This window comes from Streptomyces sp. NPDC048659 (assembly GCF_040650575.1).
GTDB lineage: Bacteria > Actinomycetota > Actinomycetes > Streptomycetales > Streptomycetaceae > Streptomyces.
In genome coordinates this window covers 121,451-136,558 of sequence record NZ_JBEZHM010000006.1, presented here as the reverse complement: position 1 = coordinate 136,558, position 15,108 = coordinate 121,451, and the positions used below count along the sequence as shown (strand labels likewise).

At 75.4% G+C, this 15,108-nt stretch carries 10 protein-coding genes; 5 read left to right on the top strand and 5 right to left on the bottom strand.

Translation table 11 applies throughout. The features are described 5' to 3' along the window. Positions 1-162 precede the first annotated feature (162 nt). Complete coding sequence (locus AB0C99_RS07180; RefSeq protein WP_362470560.1) at positions 163-3,579, bottom strand: BTAD domain-containing putative transcriptional regulator; 3,417 nt, start codon at positions 3,577-3,579, stop codon at positions 163-165. Between the two features lie 94 nt (positions 3,580-3,673). Between AB0C99_RS07180 and AB0C99_RS07175 the strand changes: the two genes are divergently transcribed. Together AB0C99_RS07175 and AB0C99_RS07170 are read left to right on the top strand one after the other, a co-directional pair. Continuing rightward, positions 3,674-5,764 carry a SpoIIE family protein phosphatase gene (locus AB0C99_RS07175; RefSeq protein ID WP_362470557.1) on the top strand — a complete coding sequence of 697 codons (2,091 nt, stop codon included), beginning with the start codon at positions 3,674-3,676 and terminating at the stop codon, positions 5,762-5,764. A gap of 19 nt (positions 5,765-5,783) precedes the next feature. Next, the gene (locus AB0C99_RS07170) at positions 5,784-6,797 is read left to right on the top strand and encodes a PHP domain-containing protein (RefSeq protein ID WP_362470555.1); all 1,014 of its coding nucleotides are present in this window, start codon (positions 5,784-5,786) and stop codon (positions 6,795-6,797) included. Between the two features lie 65 nt (positions 6,798-6,862). Here AB0C99_RS07170 and AB0C99_RS07165 read toward each other — a convergent pair whose 3' ends face one another. The 4 genes from AB0C99_RS07165 to AB0C99_RS07150 form a co-directional block, all read right to left on the bottom strand. Next, complete coding sequence (locus AB0C99_RS07165) at positions 6,863-8,254, bottom strand: NADP-dependent succinic semialdehyde dehydrogenase (RefSeq protein ID WP_362470552.1); 1,392 nt, start codon at positions 8,252-8,254, stop codon at positions 6,863-6,865. Between the two features lie 154 nt (positions 8,255-8,408). Further along, entirely contained in the window at positions 8,409-9,116 is a 708-nt protein-coding gene (locus tag AB0C99_RS07160; RefSeq protein WP_362470550.1) for a ThuA domain-containing protein, read from the bottom strand. Positions 9,117-9,191: 75 nt separating this feature from the next. Further along, positions 9,192-9,818 carry a TetR/AcrR family transcriptional regulator gene (locus AB0C99_RS07155; RefSeq protein WP_362470547.1) on the bottom strand — a complete coding sequence of 209 codons (627 nt, stop codon included), beginning with the start codon at positions 9,816-9,818 and terminating at the stop codon, positions 9,192-9,194. 106 nt (positions 9,819-9,924) lie between these two features. After that, the gene (locus tag AB0C99_RS07150; protein WP_362470544.1) at positions 9,925-10,533 is read right to left on the bottom strand and encodes a DJ-1/PfpI family protein; all 609 of its coding nucleotides are present in this window, start codon (positions 10,531-10,533) and stop codon (positions 9,925-9,927) included. Positions 10,534-10,661: 128 nt separating this feature from the next. Here AB0C99_RS07150 and AB0C99_RS07145 point away from each other — a divergent pair, with 128 nt between their 5' ends. The 3 genes from AB0C99_RS07145 to AB0C99_RS07135 are packed head-to-tail and all read left to right on the top strand — an operon-like array spanning position 10,662 to position 15,097. Then, positions 10,662-13,214: an FHA domain-containing protein gene (locus AB0C99_RS07145; protein ID WP_362470541.1), complete on the top strand. Its 2,553-nt coding sequence runs from the start codon at positions 10,662-10,664 to the stop codon at positions 13,212-13,214. Between the two features lie 6 nt (positions 13,215-13,220). After that, on the top strand, positions 13,221-14,009 hold the full coding sequence (locus AB0C99_RS07140; RefSeq protein ID WP_362470538.1) for a hypothetical protein: 789 nt from the start codon (positions 13,221-13,223) through the stop codon (positions 14,007-14,009). Then, complete coding sequence (locus AB0C99_RS07135) at positions 14,006-15,097, top strand: serine/threonine-protein kinase (protein WP_362470536.1); 1,092 nt, start codon at positions 14,006-14,008, stop codon at positions 15,095-15,097. The genes AB0C99_RS07140 and AB0C99_RS07135 overlap by 4 nt, the downstream gene beginning before the upstream one ends. The last annotated feature ends 11 nt before the right edge of the window (positions 15,098-15,108 follow it).

Here is a 15,108-nt window from a genome sequence, read left to right as displayed (position 1 = left end):
GGCCCGCCCGGGCCGGCCGGGGAGCGCCGGGGACCACTCGGGACCGCCGAACGCTACGTCACGCAGTGCCCACGTAGGGCCGCCACTGCTCGGGGCCGTCGTCGGTCAGGAGCCCCTTCAGGTGCGCGAAGGTGGCCGACGGGTTACCCGCCCCGCCCGCCCCTACAGCAGCTCCGCCGCCTCCCGTACCGACAGGGTGGCCCCCTCCTCGTACAGTGCGCGGAACTCCCCCTCGCCCAGGGTCTTGCGCAGGGCCGCCTCCGCGTGGGTGCGGGTCGTGGTTTCCGTCTGGGCCGTGTACGGGCGGAAGCCGGCGCCCTCCGAGCCGGTGCGGTGGGTGTCGTACGCGCCAAGGAGGCGGGCGCCCCGCTCGGGGGTGCCGGTGCCCGCGTGGGCCCAGGCGGCGGGGGCGAACTGGGCGACGATCAGGTAGGGGGCGACCAGGTACGCCAGGACCTCCATCTCCCGTACCGCGAGCCGAAGATGGGCGCTCGCCTCCTCGTACGCGCCGTCCACGCACGCCAGCCAGCCGCGCAGCCCGCCGGTCATGCCCCGGAACAGGCCGGGCGTGTCCTCGTCGAACTCGCCCTCCATCAGCTCTAGTTGCGCACGGGACAGGTCCGTGCGGCCGGTGTTCCCGTAGTGCTGGGTCAGCAGCAGGCGCGCCGTGCTCACCGCCTCCGTGCCCGCGTCCCCCGCCTCCTCGGCCGCCTCGGCCAGCAGCCGCTCCGCCTCCGCCCACACCTCCGGGTCCTCGGCGGCCTCGCGGGTCCGCAGCCGCACGGCGGCGAGGAGCGCCTTGAACACCGGGACCTGGGAGTGCGCCCCTAGCCGGGCCGCCGCGTCCATGGCGCGGGCGAAGTCCGCCGCGGCCTCGGCCGAGCGGCCCGCCCGCTCGTACGTCTCGCCGCGCGCGGCCAGCGACTCGGCGATGCCCCAGGAGTCCCCCTCGGCCTCGAAGAGCCCCAGGGCCTCCTCCGCGTCCCCGGGCTGCGCGCCGAGCAGCTTGGCCCGCAGCAGCAGGTCGAAGGCCACGTCCCAGTCGTCGCCGTGTGCGCGGGCGGCGGCGACGAGCGCGGCGAGGGTCTCGTCCAGCCCCGTGAACCCGCCGGTCATCAGGCGCGCGAAGTACCACATCGCCCCCGGCTGACGGCAGGTCTGCGGCAGCCCGGGACGGTACGCGGCGACCACGGCCGCCAGCCGGGCGCGGGTCTCGGGCCGCTCCAGCACGGACGCGCCGCCGCTGCCCTCGCCGCCCTCCGTCGCCAGGACGAACAGACGGCCGCCGCGCCGCGCCTCCCACAGGCGCTCCCCCGTCCACGGCGGCGGCACGTCCGTGCACCGCCCGGGGAACGGCCCGGCGGGGCGCACGGGCACCTCCGCGAACGGGTCGGGCCCCAGGCCCGCCGCCGCCCTGGCCCAGGTGCGGGCGTCGAGCTGGTGGTTCCGCAGCTGCCAGAACCAGCTCATGGCGTGCACGAGGCACAGTGCCTCCTGCTCCTCGCCCTCCCGTACGGCGGTCCGCAGCGCGCCCCGGATGTTGTCGTGCTCCGTCTCCAGGCGGGCCAGCGCGGACGCCTGGCGGCCCGTGCGGAGTTCGGGGTCGGCGAGGCGGGCCAGCTCCCGGTAGTACGTGAGGTGGCGGCGCTCGGCCGCCGCCCGGTCCCCGGCCTCGTCCAGCCGCTCGGAGGCGTACTCGGCGACGGTCTCCAGCAGCCGGTACCGCATCCCCCGCTCCCCCGGCACAGCCACGACGAGCGACTTGTCGACGAGGGCCCCCAGCACATCCAGCACTTCCGGCGCCCCGCCCCCGCCCCCGCACACGGCCTCGGCGGCGTCCAGGTCGCAGCCGCCGGTGAAGACCGAGAGCCGCCGAAGGACCTCCCGCTCCTCCTCGTCCAGCAACTCCCACGACCAGTCCACCACCGCCCGCAACGTCTGCTGCCGAGGCAACACCGTCCGAGCCCCGGAACTCAACAACCGAAACCGGTCATCCAACCGCTCCGCGATCTGCCCCGCAGACAACACCCGCAACCGAGCCGCAGCCAACTCCACCGCCAACGGCAGCCCGTCCAGCCGCCGCACGATCTCCTCCGCGGCCCCCCGCTCCTCCTCCACCCGGAACCCCGGCCGCACCGCCGCCCCCCGCTCGCCGAACAGCCGCACCGCCGCCTCCACCGGCAACGGCCCCACCGGACGCACCACCTCCCCCGGCACCCCCAACGGCTCCCGACTCGTCGCCAGCACCGTCACCCCCGGACACCGCGCCAGCAACACCTCCACCAACTCCGCCACCGCACCCACCACATGCTCACAGTTGTCCAGCACCAACAGCATCCGCCGCCGCGCACAGTGCTCCACCAGCGCGGCGAGGGGGTCGCGCGTCTTGCCGTCGGCCAGGGCGGGGCCGCTCCAGAGCTGGGTCTCCCGGGCGCCGAACGCGGTGAGGACGGCGGCCGGCACCTCGGACTCCGCGCGTACGGCGGCGAGTTCGGCCACCCAGACCTCGCGCTCCGCTCCCGCCTCCACGCCCCGGGCCGCCTCCATCGCGAGCCGGGTCTTCCCGACGCCGCCGGGACCCAGCAGGGTGACGAGCCGCGTCCTCACCAGCTCCGCCGCCACCTCGGACAGCTCCTTCTCCCGGCCCAGGAACGAGGTCAGCGGGAGGGGCAGTGCCGGACGGGGGTTCGGGGTCGGGAGCGGGTGCGGGTTCGGGAGCGGGGTCGGATGCGGGCCGGCTCCGTGAGCGGGGGGCTGAGTGGGCCCGGGCGCCGTGCCCGTCAGCAGCTCTTCGTACAGCGCCCGCAGTTCCGGGCCGGGGTCGGTGCCCAGGCGCTCCGCGAGGGTGCCGCGCACCGTCTCGTACGCGGCGAGGGCCTCGGCCGGGCGGCCGGCGGCCCGCAGGGCGCGGAGGTGGAGGGCCTGGAGCGGCTCGTCCAGCGGGTGCTCGGCGGCCAGCTCGGCCAGCGGGGCGACGGCGTCCCGGGCCTCGCCGAGGGCCACGGCGGCGGCGAGCCGGTCGCGGCGGGCGCGGGTGCGGCGGTGTTCGGCGCGGACGGCGAGGGGGTCGGTGTCGTGGCCGGGGAGGTCGGCGAGAGCCGGGCCCCGCCACAGTTCCAGGGCCTCGTCCAGGAGCTCGGCGGCGCGGCCGGGGCGGCCCGCGTCGAGCTCGCGGGCGGCTGCGTCGGCGTTCCGCTCGAAGCGGAAGTAATCGATGTCCTCGGGCGCCGTGACGACCAGCCGGTAGCCGCCGGGCTCCGAGGCGACCGCCGCCGCCCCGAGGGCCCGGCGCAGCCGCCCGACGAGCGCCTGGAGCGCCGCCAGCCGCCCCGGGCCGGTCCCGGCGCCCGTACTCACACCCGCTGTCGCCCCGGCGCCCGGCCCCCCGCCCCCGTACCCCGCCGGATCCCCCTCCTCGCCCCACACCTGGTCGATCAGGGCGTCCGTGCGCACCGGGCGTCCGCCCGCCGCCGCCAGGGCGGTGAGGAGCGCGCGGAGCCGGGCGCCGTTGAGGGCGGCGGCGGTCCCGTCGGGGCGGAGGGCCTGGGCGGGACCGAGGATGCGGTAGAGGGGCTGCACCGCCCCATTCTGGCCGAGGCTCCGCGCCGGGCCCGGCCGACGGGGGTTGTCGTCGCCATGGCGTACGGGAGGCGGCGGTTCGACAATGGGGAGGATGACCGAGGACGAGCTGAGCGCGCGCGGTGGCGAGATCGGGCCGACCGAGCGTCTCGCCATGAACCGCACCGGCAGCTTCGACTGGGATCTCGACACCGGCACCATCGATGTCGACGACGCCGGGCTGCTGGTCTTCGGAGTGCCCGCCGAGCGGTTCGACGGGCGGCCCGCCACCCTGGTGCGCGGGCTCGACCCGGAGGAGCGGTCGCGGCTCGACGCGGTGATCAAGCGGGCGATCACCGGCGGGGAGTCCTCGTACACGGCGCATGTGCGGCTGGAGCGGGCCGACGGGACACCCCAATGGACGCATGTGCAGGCGCGGATCCTGCGCCGGGACGGGCGCCTGGCGCACCGGATCGTGGGGATCGTGCGGGACGCGACGGCGGAGGTGACGCACTCGGCGTTCCTGCAGGAGCTGGCGAAGCGCCGCGAGGTGCAGACGTCCATCGTGGAGCGCACGACGCGCGCGCTGTCGCGGGCGGTCACGGTGGACGACGTGACGGCGGCGCTGACCGGTCCCGGCGGGCTGGCCCGGCTCGGCGCGGAGGGGCTCGCGCTGGGGCTGGTGGAGAACGACTCGCTCCACATCATCGCGCTGTCGGGCGAGGCGCTGGACGTGTTCGACGACTTCCGGGTGCGGCGGCTCGACCGGGGGCTGCCGCTGGCGGAGACGGTGCTGAGCGGCCGGCCCCGGTTCGTGCCGACCTTCGCGTCGCTGGGGCGGGACTTTCCCCAACTGGCGCCGTACGTGAAGCGGATGCCGTTCACGTCGGCCTGCTATCTGCCGCTGATCGCGCAGGCGCGCAAGCTGGGCGGGCTGGCGCTGTTCTACCGGCGGCGCAGCGCGTTCAACGCGGACGAGCGCAACCTGCTGCTCGGTCTCGCGGCGATCGTGTCGCAGTCGTTGCAGCGGGCGATCCTGTTCGACGAGGAGCGGGAGCTGGCCACCGGGCTCCAGGCGATGATGCTGCCGCGCCGGATCCCCGTGATCACCGGCGGCGAGATCGCGGTGCGGTACCACGCGGCGTGGAGCGGGCGGCAGGTCGGCGGCGACTGGTACGACGTGATCCCGCTGCCGCGCGGGCGGGTCGGGATCGTCGTGGGCGACGTGCAGGGGCACGACACGCACGCCGCCGCGATCATGGGCCAGCTGCGGATCGCGCTGCGGGCGTACGCGGGCGAGGGCCACGCCCCGTCCACGGTGCTGGCGCGGGCCTCCCGCTTCCTCGCCGAGCTGGACACCAACCGCTTCGCGACCTGTACGTACGCGCAGGTGGACCTGGCGGGCGGCACGGTGCGCGGGGTGCGGGCGGGGCACCTGGGGCCGCTGATCCGGCACACGGACGGGCGGGTCGGGCGGCCGAAGCTGCGCGGCGGGCTGCCGCTGGGGCTGGCGACGGTCTTCGGGGACGAGGAGTATCCGGAGACGCGGCTCGACCTGGTGCCGGGCGAGACGCTGGTGCTGTGCACGGACGGCCTGGTCGAGCAGCCGGGCACGGACATCGAGGCGGGCCTCTCGGCGCTCGCGGAGGCGGTGGGCAGCGGGCCGCCGCAGGCCGAGGCGCTGGCCGACCACCTGTCGGAGCAGCTGTGGGAGCGCTGGGGCGCGGGGGACGACGTGGCGCTGCTGGTGCTGCGGCGCAGCCCGGATCCGGGGACGCCCCGGGCGCCGCGCATCCACCAGTACATCCACCAGGCCGACCCGCAGGGCCTGTCGGACGCGCGGGCCGCGGTCGGGCAGGCGCTCGCGGACTGGGGGATGCCGGAACTGGCGGATGACGCCGAGCTGTTGACGGGCGAGCTGCTGGTGAACGTGCTGCTGCACACGGAGGGCGGCGCGGTGCTGACCCTGGAGGTGCTGCCGGAGCCGGTGCGGCGGGTGCGCCTGTCGGTGCAGGACCGGTCGAGCGCGTGGCCCCGGCGGCGCACGCCGGGCGAGGCGGCGACCTCGGGCCGGGGACTGCTGCTGCTGGACGCGCTGGCCTCGCGGTGGGGCGTGGAGCCTCGGGGCGAGGGCAAGGCCGTGTGGTGCGAGATCGGACCCGCGCCGGCGACGAGCCAGGCCGACCCGGCCGACCCGGCGGGCTGAGCGAAGAAAGGTGCGGGCCATGGATCCGGTGGCTGCGTTGGAGCGGATCGCGTTCCTGCTGGAGCGCGGGCAGGCACCCACGTACCGCGTGCGCGCCTTCCGTACGGCGTCGGCGGCGGTGACGGCGCTGGGCCCGGAGGAGGTGGCGCGGCGGGCGGCGGCCGGGACGCTGGAGTCGGTGAAGGGCATCGGGCCGAAGACGGCGGCGGTCGTGCGCGAGGCGCTGGAGGACCGGGTGCCCGCGTATCTGGAGCGGCTGGAGCGGGAGATCCCGATGCCGGAGGTGACGGGCGGGGAGGCGCTGCGGGCGGCGCTGCGCGGCGACTGCCACCTCCACTCGGACTGGTCGGACGGCGGCAGCACCATCGTGGACATGGGCCGGACGGCGGCCCGGATCGGGCACGAGTGGGCGGTGCTGACCGACCACTCGCCGAGCCTGAAGGTGGCGCGCGGTCTGTCCCCGGAGCGGCTGCGCGAACAACTGGACCTGGTGGCGCGGCTGAACGCGGAGTGGGCGCCGTTCCGGCTGCTCACCGGCATCGAGTGCGACATCCTGGAGGACGGCTCGCTGGACCAGGAGCCGGAGCTGCTGGACCGGCTGGACCTGGTGGTCGGCTCGGTGCACTCCAAGCTGCGGATGGAGTCGCTTGTGATGACGCGGCGGCTGGAGAAGGCGGTCCGCAATCCGCTGATGGACGTGCTCGGGCACTGCACGGGGCGGCTGGTGAGCGGCGGGCGGCTGCGCCCGGAGTCGGAGTTCGACGCGGAACGGGTCTTCGCCGCCTGCGCCGAGGCCGGGACGGCGGTGGAGATCAACAGCCGCCCGGAGCGCCGCGATCCGCCCCGCCGGCTGCTGCGTCTCGCGCTGGCGGCCGGGACGTACTTCGCCGTCGACACGGACGCCCACGCCCCGGGCCAGCTGGAGTGGCAGATCCTCGGCTGCGCCCGCGCGGAGGAGTGCGGGGTCCCGGCGGACCGGGTCGTCAACACCTGGGCGGCGGAGGAGCTGCTGGAGTGGACGCGGGGCGGGTAGCCGGACGGGCAGTCAGGGGGACGAACAGCCGGACCGACGGGTGGCCGGGCGGGCGCGAGGTGCGGTCAGCGGCGCTGCCAGACCGTCGTCACGTTGCAGAACTCGCGGATGCCGTGGCCGGAGAGCTCGCGGCCGTAGCCGGAGCGCTTCACGCCGCCGAAGGGGAGGGCGGGGTGGGAGGCGGTCATGCCGTTGACGAAGACGCCGCCCGTCTCCAGGTCGCGTACGAAGAAGGCGAGGTCGTCGGCGTCGCGGGTCCAGACGTTCGAACTGAGCCCGAACGGCGAGTCGTTGGCGACGGCGACGGCCTCCTCCACGTCGGCGACGGGGTAGAGGGTCGCGACGGGGCCGAAGGTCTCCTCGCGGTGGATTCGCATCTCCGGGGTGATGCCGGTGAGCACGGTCGGGCGGTAGAACCAGCCGCGCGGCCGGTCCTCGGGGCGGCTCGCCCCGCACAGGACGGTGGCGCCCCGGCGTACGGCGTCGTCGACGAGGGCCTCCAGGTCGGCCCGGCCCTGTTCGGTGGCGAGGGGGCCGACGTCGGTGCTCTCGTCGAGGGGGTCGCCGACGGTGAGCGCGTTCATGGCGGCGGTGAAGCGCTCGGCGAAGTCGTCGTAGACGTCCCGGTGGACGAGGAAGCGCTTGGCGGCGATGCACGACTGCCCGTTGTTCTGCACGCGGGCGGTGACCGCCGTCTTGACCGCGCGCGGGATATCGGCGGAGGGCATCACGATGTACGGGTCGCTGCCGCCGAGCTCCAGGACCGTCTTCTTCACCTCGTCCCCGGCGATCGCGGCGACGGACCGGCCCGCCGGCTCGCTCCCGGTGAGCGTGGCGGCGACGATCCTGGGGTCGCGCAGCACGCCCTCGACCGCGCCGGAAGGGATCAGCAGGGTCTGGAAACAGCCCTCGGGGAAGCCGGCCCGGCGGAAGAGCCCGCCGAGGTAGAGGGCGGTCTGGGGGACGTTCGAGGCGTGCTTGAGCAGCCCGGTGTTGCCGGCCATCAGGGCGGGGGCCGCGAAGCGGATCACCTGCCAGAGCGGGAAGTTCCACGGCATGACGGCCAGCACCGGGCCCAGCGGCCGGTAGACGACCCGGGCGGTGTCCGCGCCCGCGTCCTGCACGTCGTGCTCGGCGGGGTGCTCGTCGGCGAGCAGCGCCTCGGCGTGCTCGGCGTACCAGCGCATGGCCTTCGCGCACTTCGCGGCCTCCGCGCGGGCGGCGGCGATCGGCTTGCCCATCTCGGTCGTCATCGTGCGCGCGATGTCGTCGGTGTCCTCGTCGAGGAGCGCGGCGGCGGCCCGCATCAGGCGGGCCCGGTCGGCGAAGGGGGTGGTGCGGTACTGGCGGTACGCCTCGTGGGCGGCGTCGATCCGGCGTTCCACCTCGGCGGGCCCGTGGGCCTCGTAGGTGCGCAGCGTCTCGCCGGTCGCCGGGTTCACGGTGGCGATGCCCATGTCGTCTCCTCCTGGCCTCCGCCCCCTCCGGAAACCTTTCGCGCCCCGGCGCCCGGCGCAATCGGGGCGGGGCGGTGGGGTGACACGCCCGGACGCGGGGGCGCGCTGCGCGGGGACGGGGCTCGGGGACGGGGGTGACCGGCGGTCCGGGGGCTCAGCCGCCGGTCACCCAGCGGAGGGCGCCCGCGAGGTGGGCGCGGAAGGCGGGGTCCGCGTACGCCTCCGGGGCGTGTCCGAGGGCCGTGAACAGAAACCGGCCGCCGCCGGGCCCGGTCTCCCGGGACCAGACGAGCGGGTGGTCCGCGCCGAGGGTGCCGCCCCGGTAGCCGGTCTCGTCGACGCGGGCGAGGACGCGGACGCCGGTGGGGCGGGGGTTGACGGTGAAGTCGTACCACTCGTCCGTCCACCGCCAGCGGGCCGGCAGGCAGGCCGTCGCCGGGTGCCCGGGGGCGTCCACGAGGACGGTGCCCGGCTGGATCTCGGGGTGCCCGGCGAAGCGGGTGCCGAGGAGCTCGCCGTAGAAGGGCCAGTCGGGTTCGGCGTTGGCGGCGGCGTGTACGGCGAGGAGGCCGCCGCCGCCGCGTACGTACGCTTCGAGGGCGGCGCGCCCGGTGTCGGTGAGGACGGTCCCGGTCGTCGACAGGAGGACGACGGCGGCGCAGCGGGCGAGCCGGGCGGGTGTGAAGGCCCCCGGGTCCTCGGTGGCCTCGGCGCGCAGCCCCGCCGCTCCGGCCAGTGCGGCGAACGCGGCGGACCCGGCCGGGATGGAGTCGTGGCGGTAGCCGGCGGTGCGGGTGTAGACGAGGACGTCCTTCGCGAGGACGCCTTTCACGGGGGTGTCGCTCACGGGGGTGTCGCTCACGCTGCTCGCTCCTCGGGCGGGTGGCTGCTCGACAGAGACAGCAAGCGCTTTCTACACTGCCTGGCCGGTGCGGCGCTAGCGCAGGGGCACGGGCCGTACGGGCCGGGTGCAGGACTCCAGCAGCGGCGCGAGGAAGTCCCGTTCGAGGGTGCCCGGGGGCAGCGCGGCCGGTTCTACGTAGCTCTGGGCCAGGCCGCCCTCCCGCAGGGCCACGATCAGGCGGGCGAACCGGTCGGCGTCGACGGTGAGTTCGCGCCCCGCGCGGCGCAGGACCAGCTCGACACCCCGGGCGATCTCGGCCCGCAGCCGGGCGTCGTGGCGGGCGAGCACCCAGGCGGCCTGCGGGTCGCGGACGGCGTGCAGGGTGAACTCCGTGCTGACCAGGTACCAGTCGCGCTCCTCCGGGTCCACCCGGGAGGCCAGCTCCGCGATCCGCTCCAGCGTGCACTCCTCGGGGGCGAGCGCGTCGACGGACTCGGCGAGCCGGCGCACGATCTTCTCGCCGTGCGCGTCGAAGAGGGCGAGGAAGAGCTCTTCCTTCCCGGCGAAGTTCGAGTAGTAGGCGCCGCGCGTGAAGCCGGCGCGCTCGCAGATCCGCTCGATCGAGGCGGCGTGGAACCCGTACGCGGCGAAGGTCTCCAGAGCCGCCTTCAGCAGGGCCTCGCGGGTATGCGGCCGACGCCCGGTGACACCCTTCGGCACGGTGCCCCTCCCTCTCGCTCCTCGTCGTTCCCGCACGTCGTCGGCGCGGGCCGCCGGTCGGCGGGGGCGACCACCATACTCGGCGGCGGCGTGTTCGCCCCCGGTGTCAGCGCGGCACGACCTCGCCCGCGCGGACGGCGCGCAGGGCGCGCTCGACGGTCTCCCGGTTCTCGCCGACCGGAGCCACGTAGTCGACGACGTCCCGCGCCGCGTCCTCCCCCAGCGTCCGGGTGACGACCCACGTGGCGAGGTACTGGGACGCCAGGCAGCCGCCCGCCGTGGCGATGTTCCCCTCGGCATGGAAAGGCGCGTCCAGCACGGTGACGCCGAGGGCCTCCACGAAGGGGCGGCTCTTCACGTCCGTGCAGACCGGCATGGAGCCGAGCAGGCCGAGCCGCGCGAGCACCAGCGCGCCGGAGCACTGGGCGCCGATCAGCTGGCGCGCCGGGTCGAGCCGCAGCCTGGAGACCAGCCGGTCGTCGGCGACGACCTCGCGCGCCTTCACCCCGCTGCCGATCAGCACGACATCGGCCTCGGTCAGGAACTCCATCGGGCGCTGCCCGGTCACCTCCACACCGTTCATGGACGTGACCACCGGAGTCGGCGTCGTGATGAAGGCTTCCAGGCCGTCCGCGCGGCACCGGTTGATCAGCGCGGCGGCGATGAAACTGTCGAGCTCGTTGAACCCGTCGAACGTGACCACGGCGACCCGCATCAGCACTCCTCCACGACGTACGGCATCGGATCCGCAGTCTCCGGGCCGGGCGGCCAGGGGTGGAGGGCCAATCGCCGGCCGGTGGTCTGCGAGCGCGCGATCGTGCCCGTCCCCGTAGGATTTCGGGTATGGGAGAGCGGCCCGTCGCGCCCGCCGCGCCCGAGCTGGTCGTGGAGATCGGCGGGGACGCGACCGTGATGAACCCGAGCCGCGTCTATCGCATCGGACGCGACCCCACCAGCGACTTCGTCCTGACCGATGCCCGGGCGTCCTGGCACCACGCCGTGCTGCGGGCGGCCGGGGGCCGGTGGACGGTCGAGGACGAGGGCAGCACGAACGGCACCTACGCGGACGACCGGCGGGTGCACCTGAGCGCGGTCGGCCCCGGCACCGTCATCCGCTTCGGGCACCCGGCGGACGGCCCGACGGCGACCCTCTCGTCGCTTCGGCCCGCCCCGCCGGAACCGGAGCCTGGACCGCATCCGGAGGCGGAGGCGGAGGCCAAGCCCGAGTACGAGGCAGAGCACGAGCCGGAGCCCGAGCCCGCACCAGCGGAGCCCGTGGCCGGACCGGTACCCGGCCCACCACCGGAACCCGAACCCGCCCCGCCGCCCGAGCCCCACCCCCTCCCGCCCCGAGTCCCCCCACGCCCGTCCTCCGTCTCGTATCCCGCGCGGACGGGCACCTTCCGGCAGCCGACCTCCGTGCGGCCGCTGCCCGCGCGCGGGGTGCGGATCGGGCGCGGGACCGACAACGACCTCGTCGTGGACGACCTGACCGTCTCGCGCCGCCACGCCGAGCTGCTGGCCGCGCCGGACGGCACGTACTGGATCCACGACCTCGGCAGCCACAACGGCACCTTCCTCAACGGCGCCCCCGTCGAGCGCGCCCGGGTGACGGCCGAGGACATCGTCGGCATCGGCCACCACGCCTTCTGCCTCATCGGCGGCGACCTCGTCGAGTTCACCGACACCGGCGAGGTCTCGCTGGACGTGCAGGGGCTCGCCGTCACCGTCGACCACGGGCACAAGACCCTCCTCGACGGCGTCACCTTCCCCGTCGGGCAGAAGTGCCTGCTGGCCGTCGTCGGCCCGTCCGGCGCCGGGAAGTCGACCCTGCTCAACGCGCTCACCGGGCTGCGGCCCGCCGACCGGGGCACCGTCCTCTACGACGGCCGCGACCTCTACCGCGACTACGCGGAGCTGCGCCGCCGCATCGGCCTCGTCCCGCAGGACGACATCCTGCACCTCCAGCTCACCGTCCGCCGGGCCCTCTCGTACGCCGCCGAGCTGCGCTTCCCCGAGGACACCGACCCCGCCGAGCGGCGCGCCCGCGTCGACGAGGTGATCGGCGAGCTGGGGCTCGGGGAGCGGGCCGGGCAGCCGATCCACAGCCTCTCCGGCGGGCAGCGCAAGCGGGTCAGCGTGGCCCTGGAGCTGCTCACCAAGCCCTCGCTGCTCTTCCTCGACGAGCCGACCTCCGGGCTCGACCCGGGCATGGACCGCTCCGTGATGCACATGCTGCGCGGGCTCGCCGACGACGGGCGCACCGTCATCGTCGTCACGCACAGCGTGCTCAGCCTCGACGTCTGCGACCGGCTGCTGGTCCTCGCGCCGGGCGGCCGGGTCGCGTACTTCGGCCCGCCCGACGAGACCCTCGGCTTCTTCGGCTACGACCAGTGGCCGGAGGCGTTCGAAGCCTTCGAGAACGACCGGGACCGCGACTGGGCCGGCCGGTACCGCGCCTCGCCCCTCCAACGGCGGTACATCGACGAGCCGATGGCCCGGCCGGGGACCGGCGGAGTCGCCCCCGGGGTGCCGGAAGGCCCCGGCGCCCCGGGGGTCCCCGTACCGCCGCCGCCGAAGGCGCAGAGCTGGTGGTCGCAGCTGCGGACGCTGGTGCGCCGCTACACGGCCGCGCTCTCCGCCGACCGCACCTTCCTCGTGATCATGGTGGCGCTGCCGTTCGTCATGGGCGCGATGGCCCGGGCCCTCTCCGAGGGCAGCCTGAACTCCGAGTCCACGTTCAACGTGCTCCTGATCCTGTGCGTCGGCGGCGTCCTCACCGGGGCCGCGAACGCGGTCCGCGAGCTGGTCAAGGAGCGCACGATCTACCGGCGCGAGAGAGCCGTCGGCCTGTCCCGTTCCGCGTACCTCATGTCGAAGGTCGTCGTCCTCGGCGTGATCACGGTCGTGCAGGCCGTGGTCCTGACCCTGGTGGCGCTCATCGGCGTGCCGCTCAACGTCCCGGGCGGCAAGGGCGTGCTGATGCCCCCGCTGGTGGAGCTCACGCTGGCCGTCGCACTGCTCGCGTTCACCGCGATGATGCTCGGCCTGTTCGTCTCCGCCCTGGTGAGCAAGGAGGAGGTGACGATGCCGCTGCTCGTCCTCCTCGCGATCGTGCAGGTGGTGTTCTGCGGGGCCCTGCTCAGCGTGCGGGGGACGCCCGTCCTGGAACAGCTCGCCTGGCTGGTGCCGTCCCGGTGGGCGTTCGCGGCGATGGGCGCGACCATCGACATCGGGACCGTCGCGCCGAGCCCCAAGACGGCGGACCCGCTGATGGCCCACACCCTCGGCGCCTGGCTCTTCGACATGGGGATGCTGGTGGTGCTCTGTGCCGTCCTCGGCTTCGTCGTCGCCCGGCTGCTGCGCCGGCACGAGCCCGTCGTCATGCGGAGGTAGCGTGCCGTGAACACCGTCGCGCCGGAATCCGGCTTCTCGTACGTGCCCGACTTCCGGCCCACGCACGTCGTGCCCCGCGCGGGGCTGCCCGCCTGGGAGTCGCCCGACCCCGGGCTGCCGACGACGCCGCTGGACGCCTTCCTGCCGGTGCGGCTCGTGGACCGGGCCGGGGACTGGGGCCGGATCCTGTGCTCCAACGGCTGGTCCGCCTGGGTCGACGCGCGCCTGCTCGTCTCGGTGCCCGACGACCCGCCCGCCGCGGGGCGCCCCCTGGCCCGTACCGCCGACCCCCGGCCGCTGATCGCCCGCGCGGAGGACGCCCTGGGGCGGTACCGGCGGGCGGCGGAGGAGCTGGCCGGGGGCCGGGCGGACGGCGAGACGTTCCGGCGGCGGACCCGGGGGCTGCGGGTGGGGATGGTCGTCGACGGCGAGTCGCTGTGGCTGTACGACGCGGAGCACGAGCGCTGGCTGTACTGCGACGGGACCGGGCTGCGCACGTACGCGGCCTCCTCCGCGCCTTCGGCGGCGGCCGGGCCGGACGGACCGGGCGGGCCTGGTGAGGTGGGTGGGCCTGGTGGGGCGGGCGGGCCTGGTGGAGCGGGCGGGTCTGGTGGGGCGGTGGGCTCGCACGAGCCGACGCAGGTCGTGCCCCGGTTGGATCCCGCGGCTGCGGATGCCGTCACGCCTCCCCCGGACGCCGCCGCTCCTCCGCCCGGCGCCTCGCGCACGCGCGTGGTCCCCTGGTCCGACGCGGACAGGGGAGAGGGCACGGACGGCTCGGGTGACGGCCGATGACGGCCCCCGGCGGTCCCCCTGCCCCAGGCCCGGACCGGGGCCCCGACCCGCCCCGGGCGGTCCCCACCGACACCGCGCCTGGTGCGGCCCCGGCCCCGGAGCCCCCGTTCGCCGAGCTGCCCGTGGGCCGCGACTCGGGGCTCATCGGCAAGCGCATCGCGGGCTACCGGGTCGAGGACGAGATCGGGCGCGGCGGCATGGCGGTGGTGTACCGGGCCCATGACCTGAACCTGGACCGGACCGTGGCGCTGAAGCTGCTCGCGCCCGAACTGGCCCGCGACGACACCTTCCGCAGGCGCTTCGCGCACGAGTCGCGGGTGGCGGCGGCCATCGACCACCCGCACATCGTGCCGGTCTTCGAGGCGGGCGAGACGGAGGGGCTGCTGTACATCGCGATGCGGTACGTGCCGGGGCAGGACCTGCGCGCCCTGGAGGACCGCGAGGGCGCGCTCGACCCGGTGGCGACCGCGCGCATCGCGGGCCAGGTGGCCTCGGCCCTGGACGCGGCGCACGCGCACGACCTGGTGCACCGGGACGTGAAGCCCGGCAACATCCTGGTGGCCGAGGGCACCGACCGGGACCATCCGGAGCACGTCTATCTGACCGACTTCGGGCTGACGAAGAAGTCGCTGTCCCTGACCGGGTTCACGACGGTGGGGCAGTTCGTCGGGACGCTGGACTACGTGGCGCCCGAGCAGATCTCGGGCAAGCCGGTGGACGGGCGCTGCGACGTGTACAGCCTGGGGTGCGTGGTCTTCGAGATGCTGACCGGGGTGGTGCCGTTCCGCCGCGACGACGACATCGCGGTGCTGTGGGCCCAGCAGTACGATCCCCCGCCGCCGCTGTCGGAGGTGCGGGCCGGGCTGCCGGAGGCGGCGGACACGGTCCTGGCGAAGGCGCTGGCGAAGGCGCCGGAGGAGCGGTACGGGACGTGTCTGGAGTTCGTGGCGGAGCTGCGGGCGGCGCTGGAGCGCGGGAGGCCCGCGAAGGAGCCGGCGCGCGACACGACCAACGGCGCCGCGGCACAGGGCCCGCCGCCCGAGCCCCCCGCGTGGGCGCGGGCCGTGTTCCGGCGGATCGGCGGGTAACCGCAGCCGCC

Coding starts and splice junctions, on each gene's coding strand:
- AB0C99_RS07175 (WP_362470557.1), top strand. CDS start 3,674: ATGACCGAGGACGAGCTGAGCGCGCGCGGTGGCGAGATCGGGCCGACC.
- AB0C99_RS07135 (WP_362470536.1), top strand. CDS start 14,006: ATGACGGCCCCCGGCGGTCCCCCTGCCCCAGGCCCGGACCGGGGCCCC.
- AB0C99_RS07170 (WP_362470555.1), top strand. CDS start 5,784: ATGGATCCGGTGGCTGCGTTGGAGCGGATCGCGTTCCTGCTGGAGCGC.
- AB0C99_RS07165 (WP_362470552.1), bottom strand. CDS start 8,254: ATGGGCATCGCCACCGTGAACCCGGCGACCGGCGAGACGCTGCGCACC.
- AB0C99_RS07145 (WP_362470541.1), top strand. CDS start 10,662: ATGGGAGAGCGGCCCGTCGCGCCCGCCGCGCCCGAGCTGGTCGTGGAG.
- AB0C99_RS07150 (WP_362470544.1), bottom strand. CDS start 10,533: ATGCGGGTCGCCGTGGTCACGTTCGACGGGTTCAACGAGCTCGACAGT.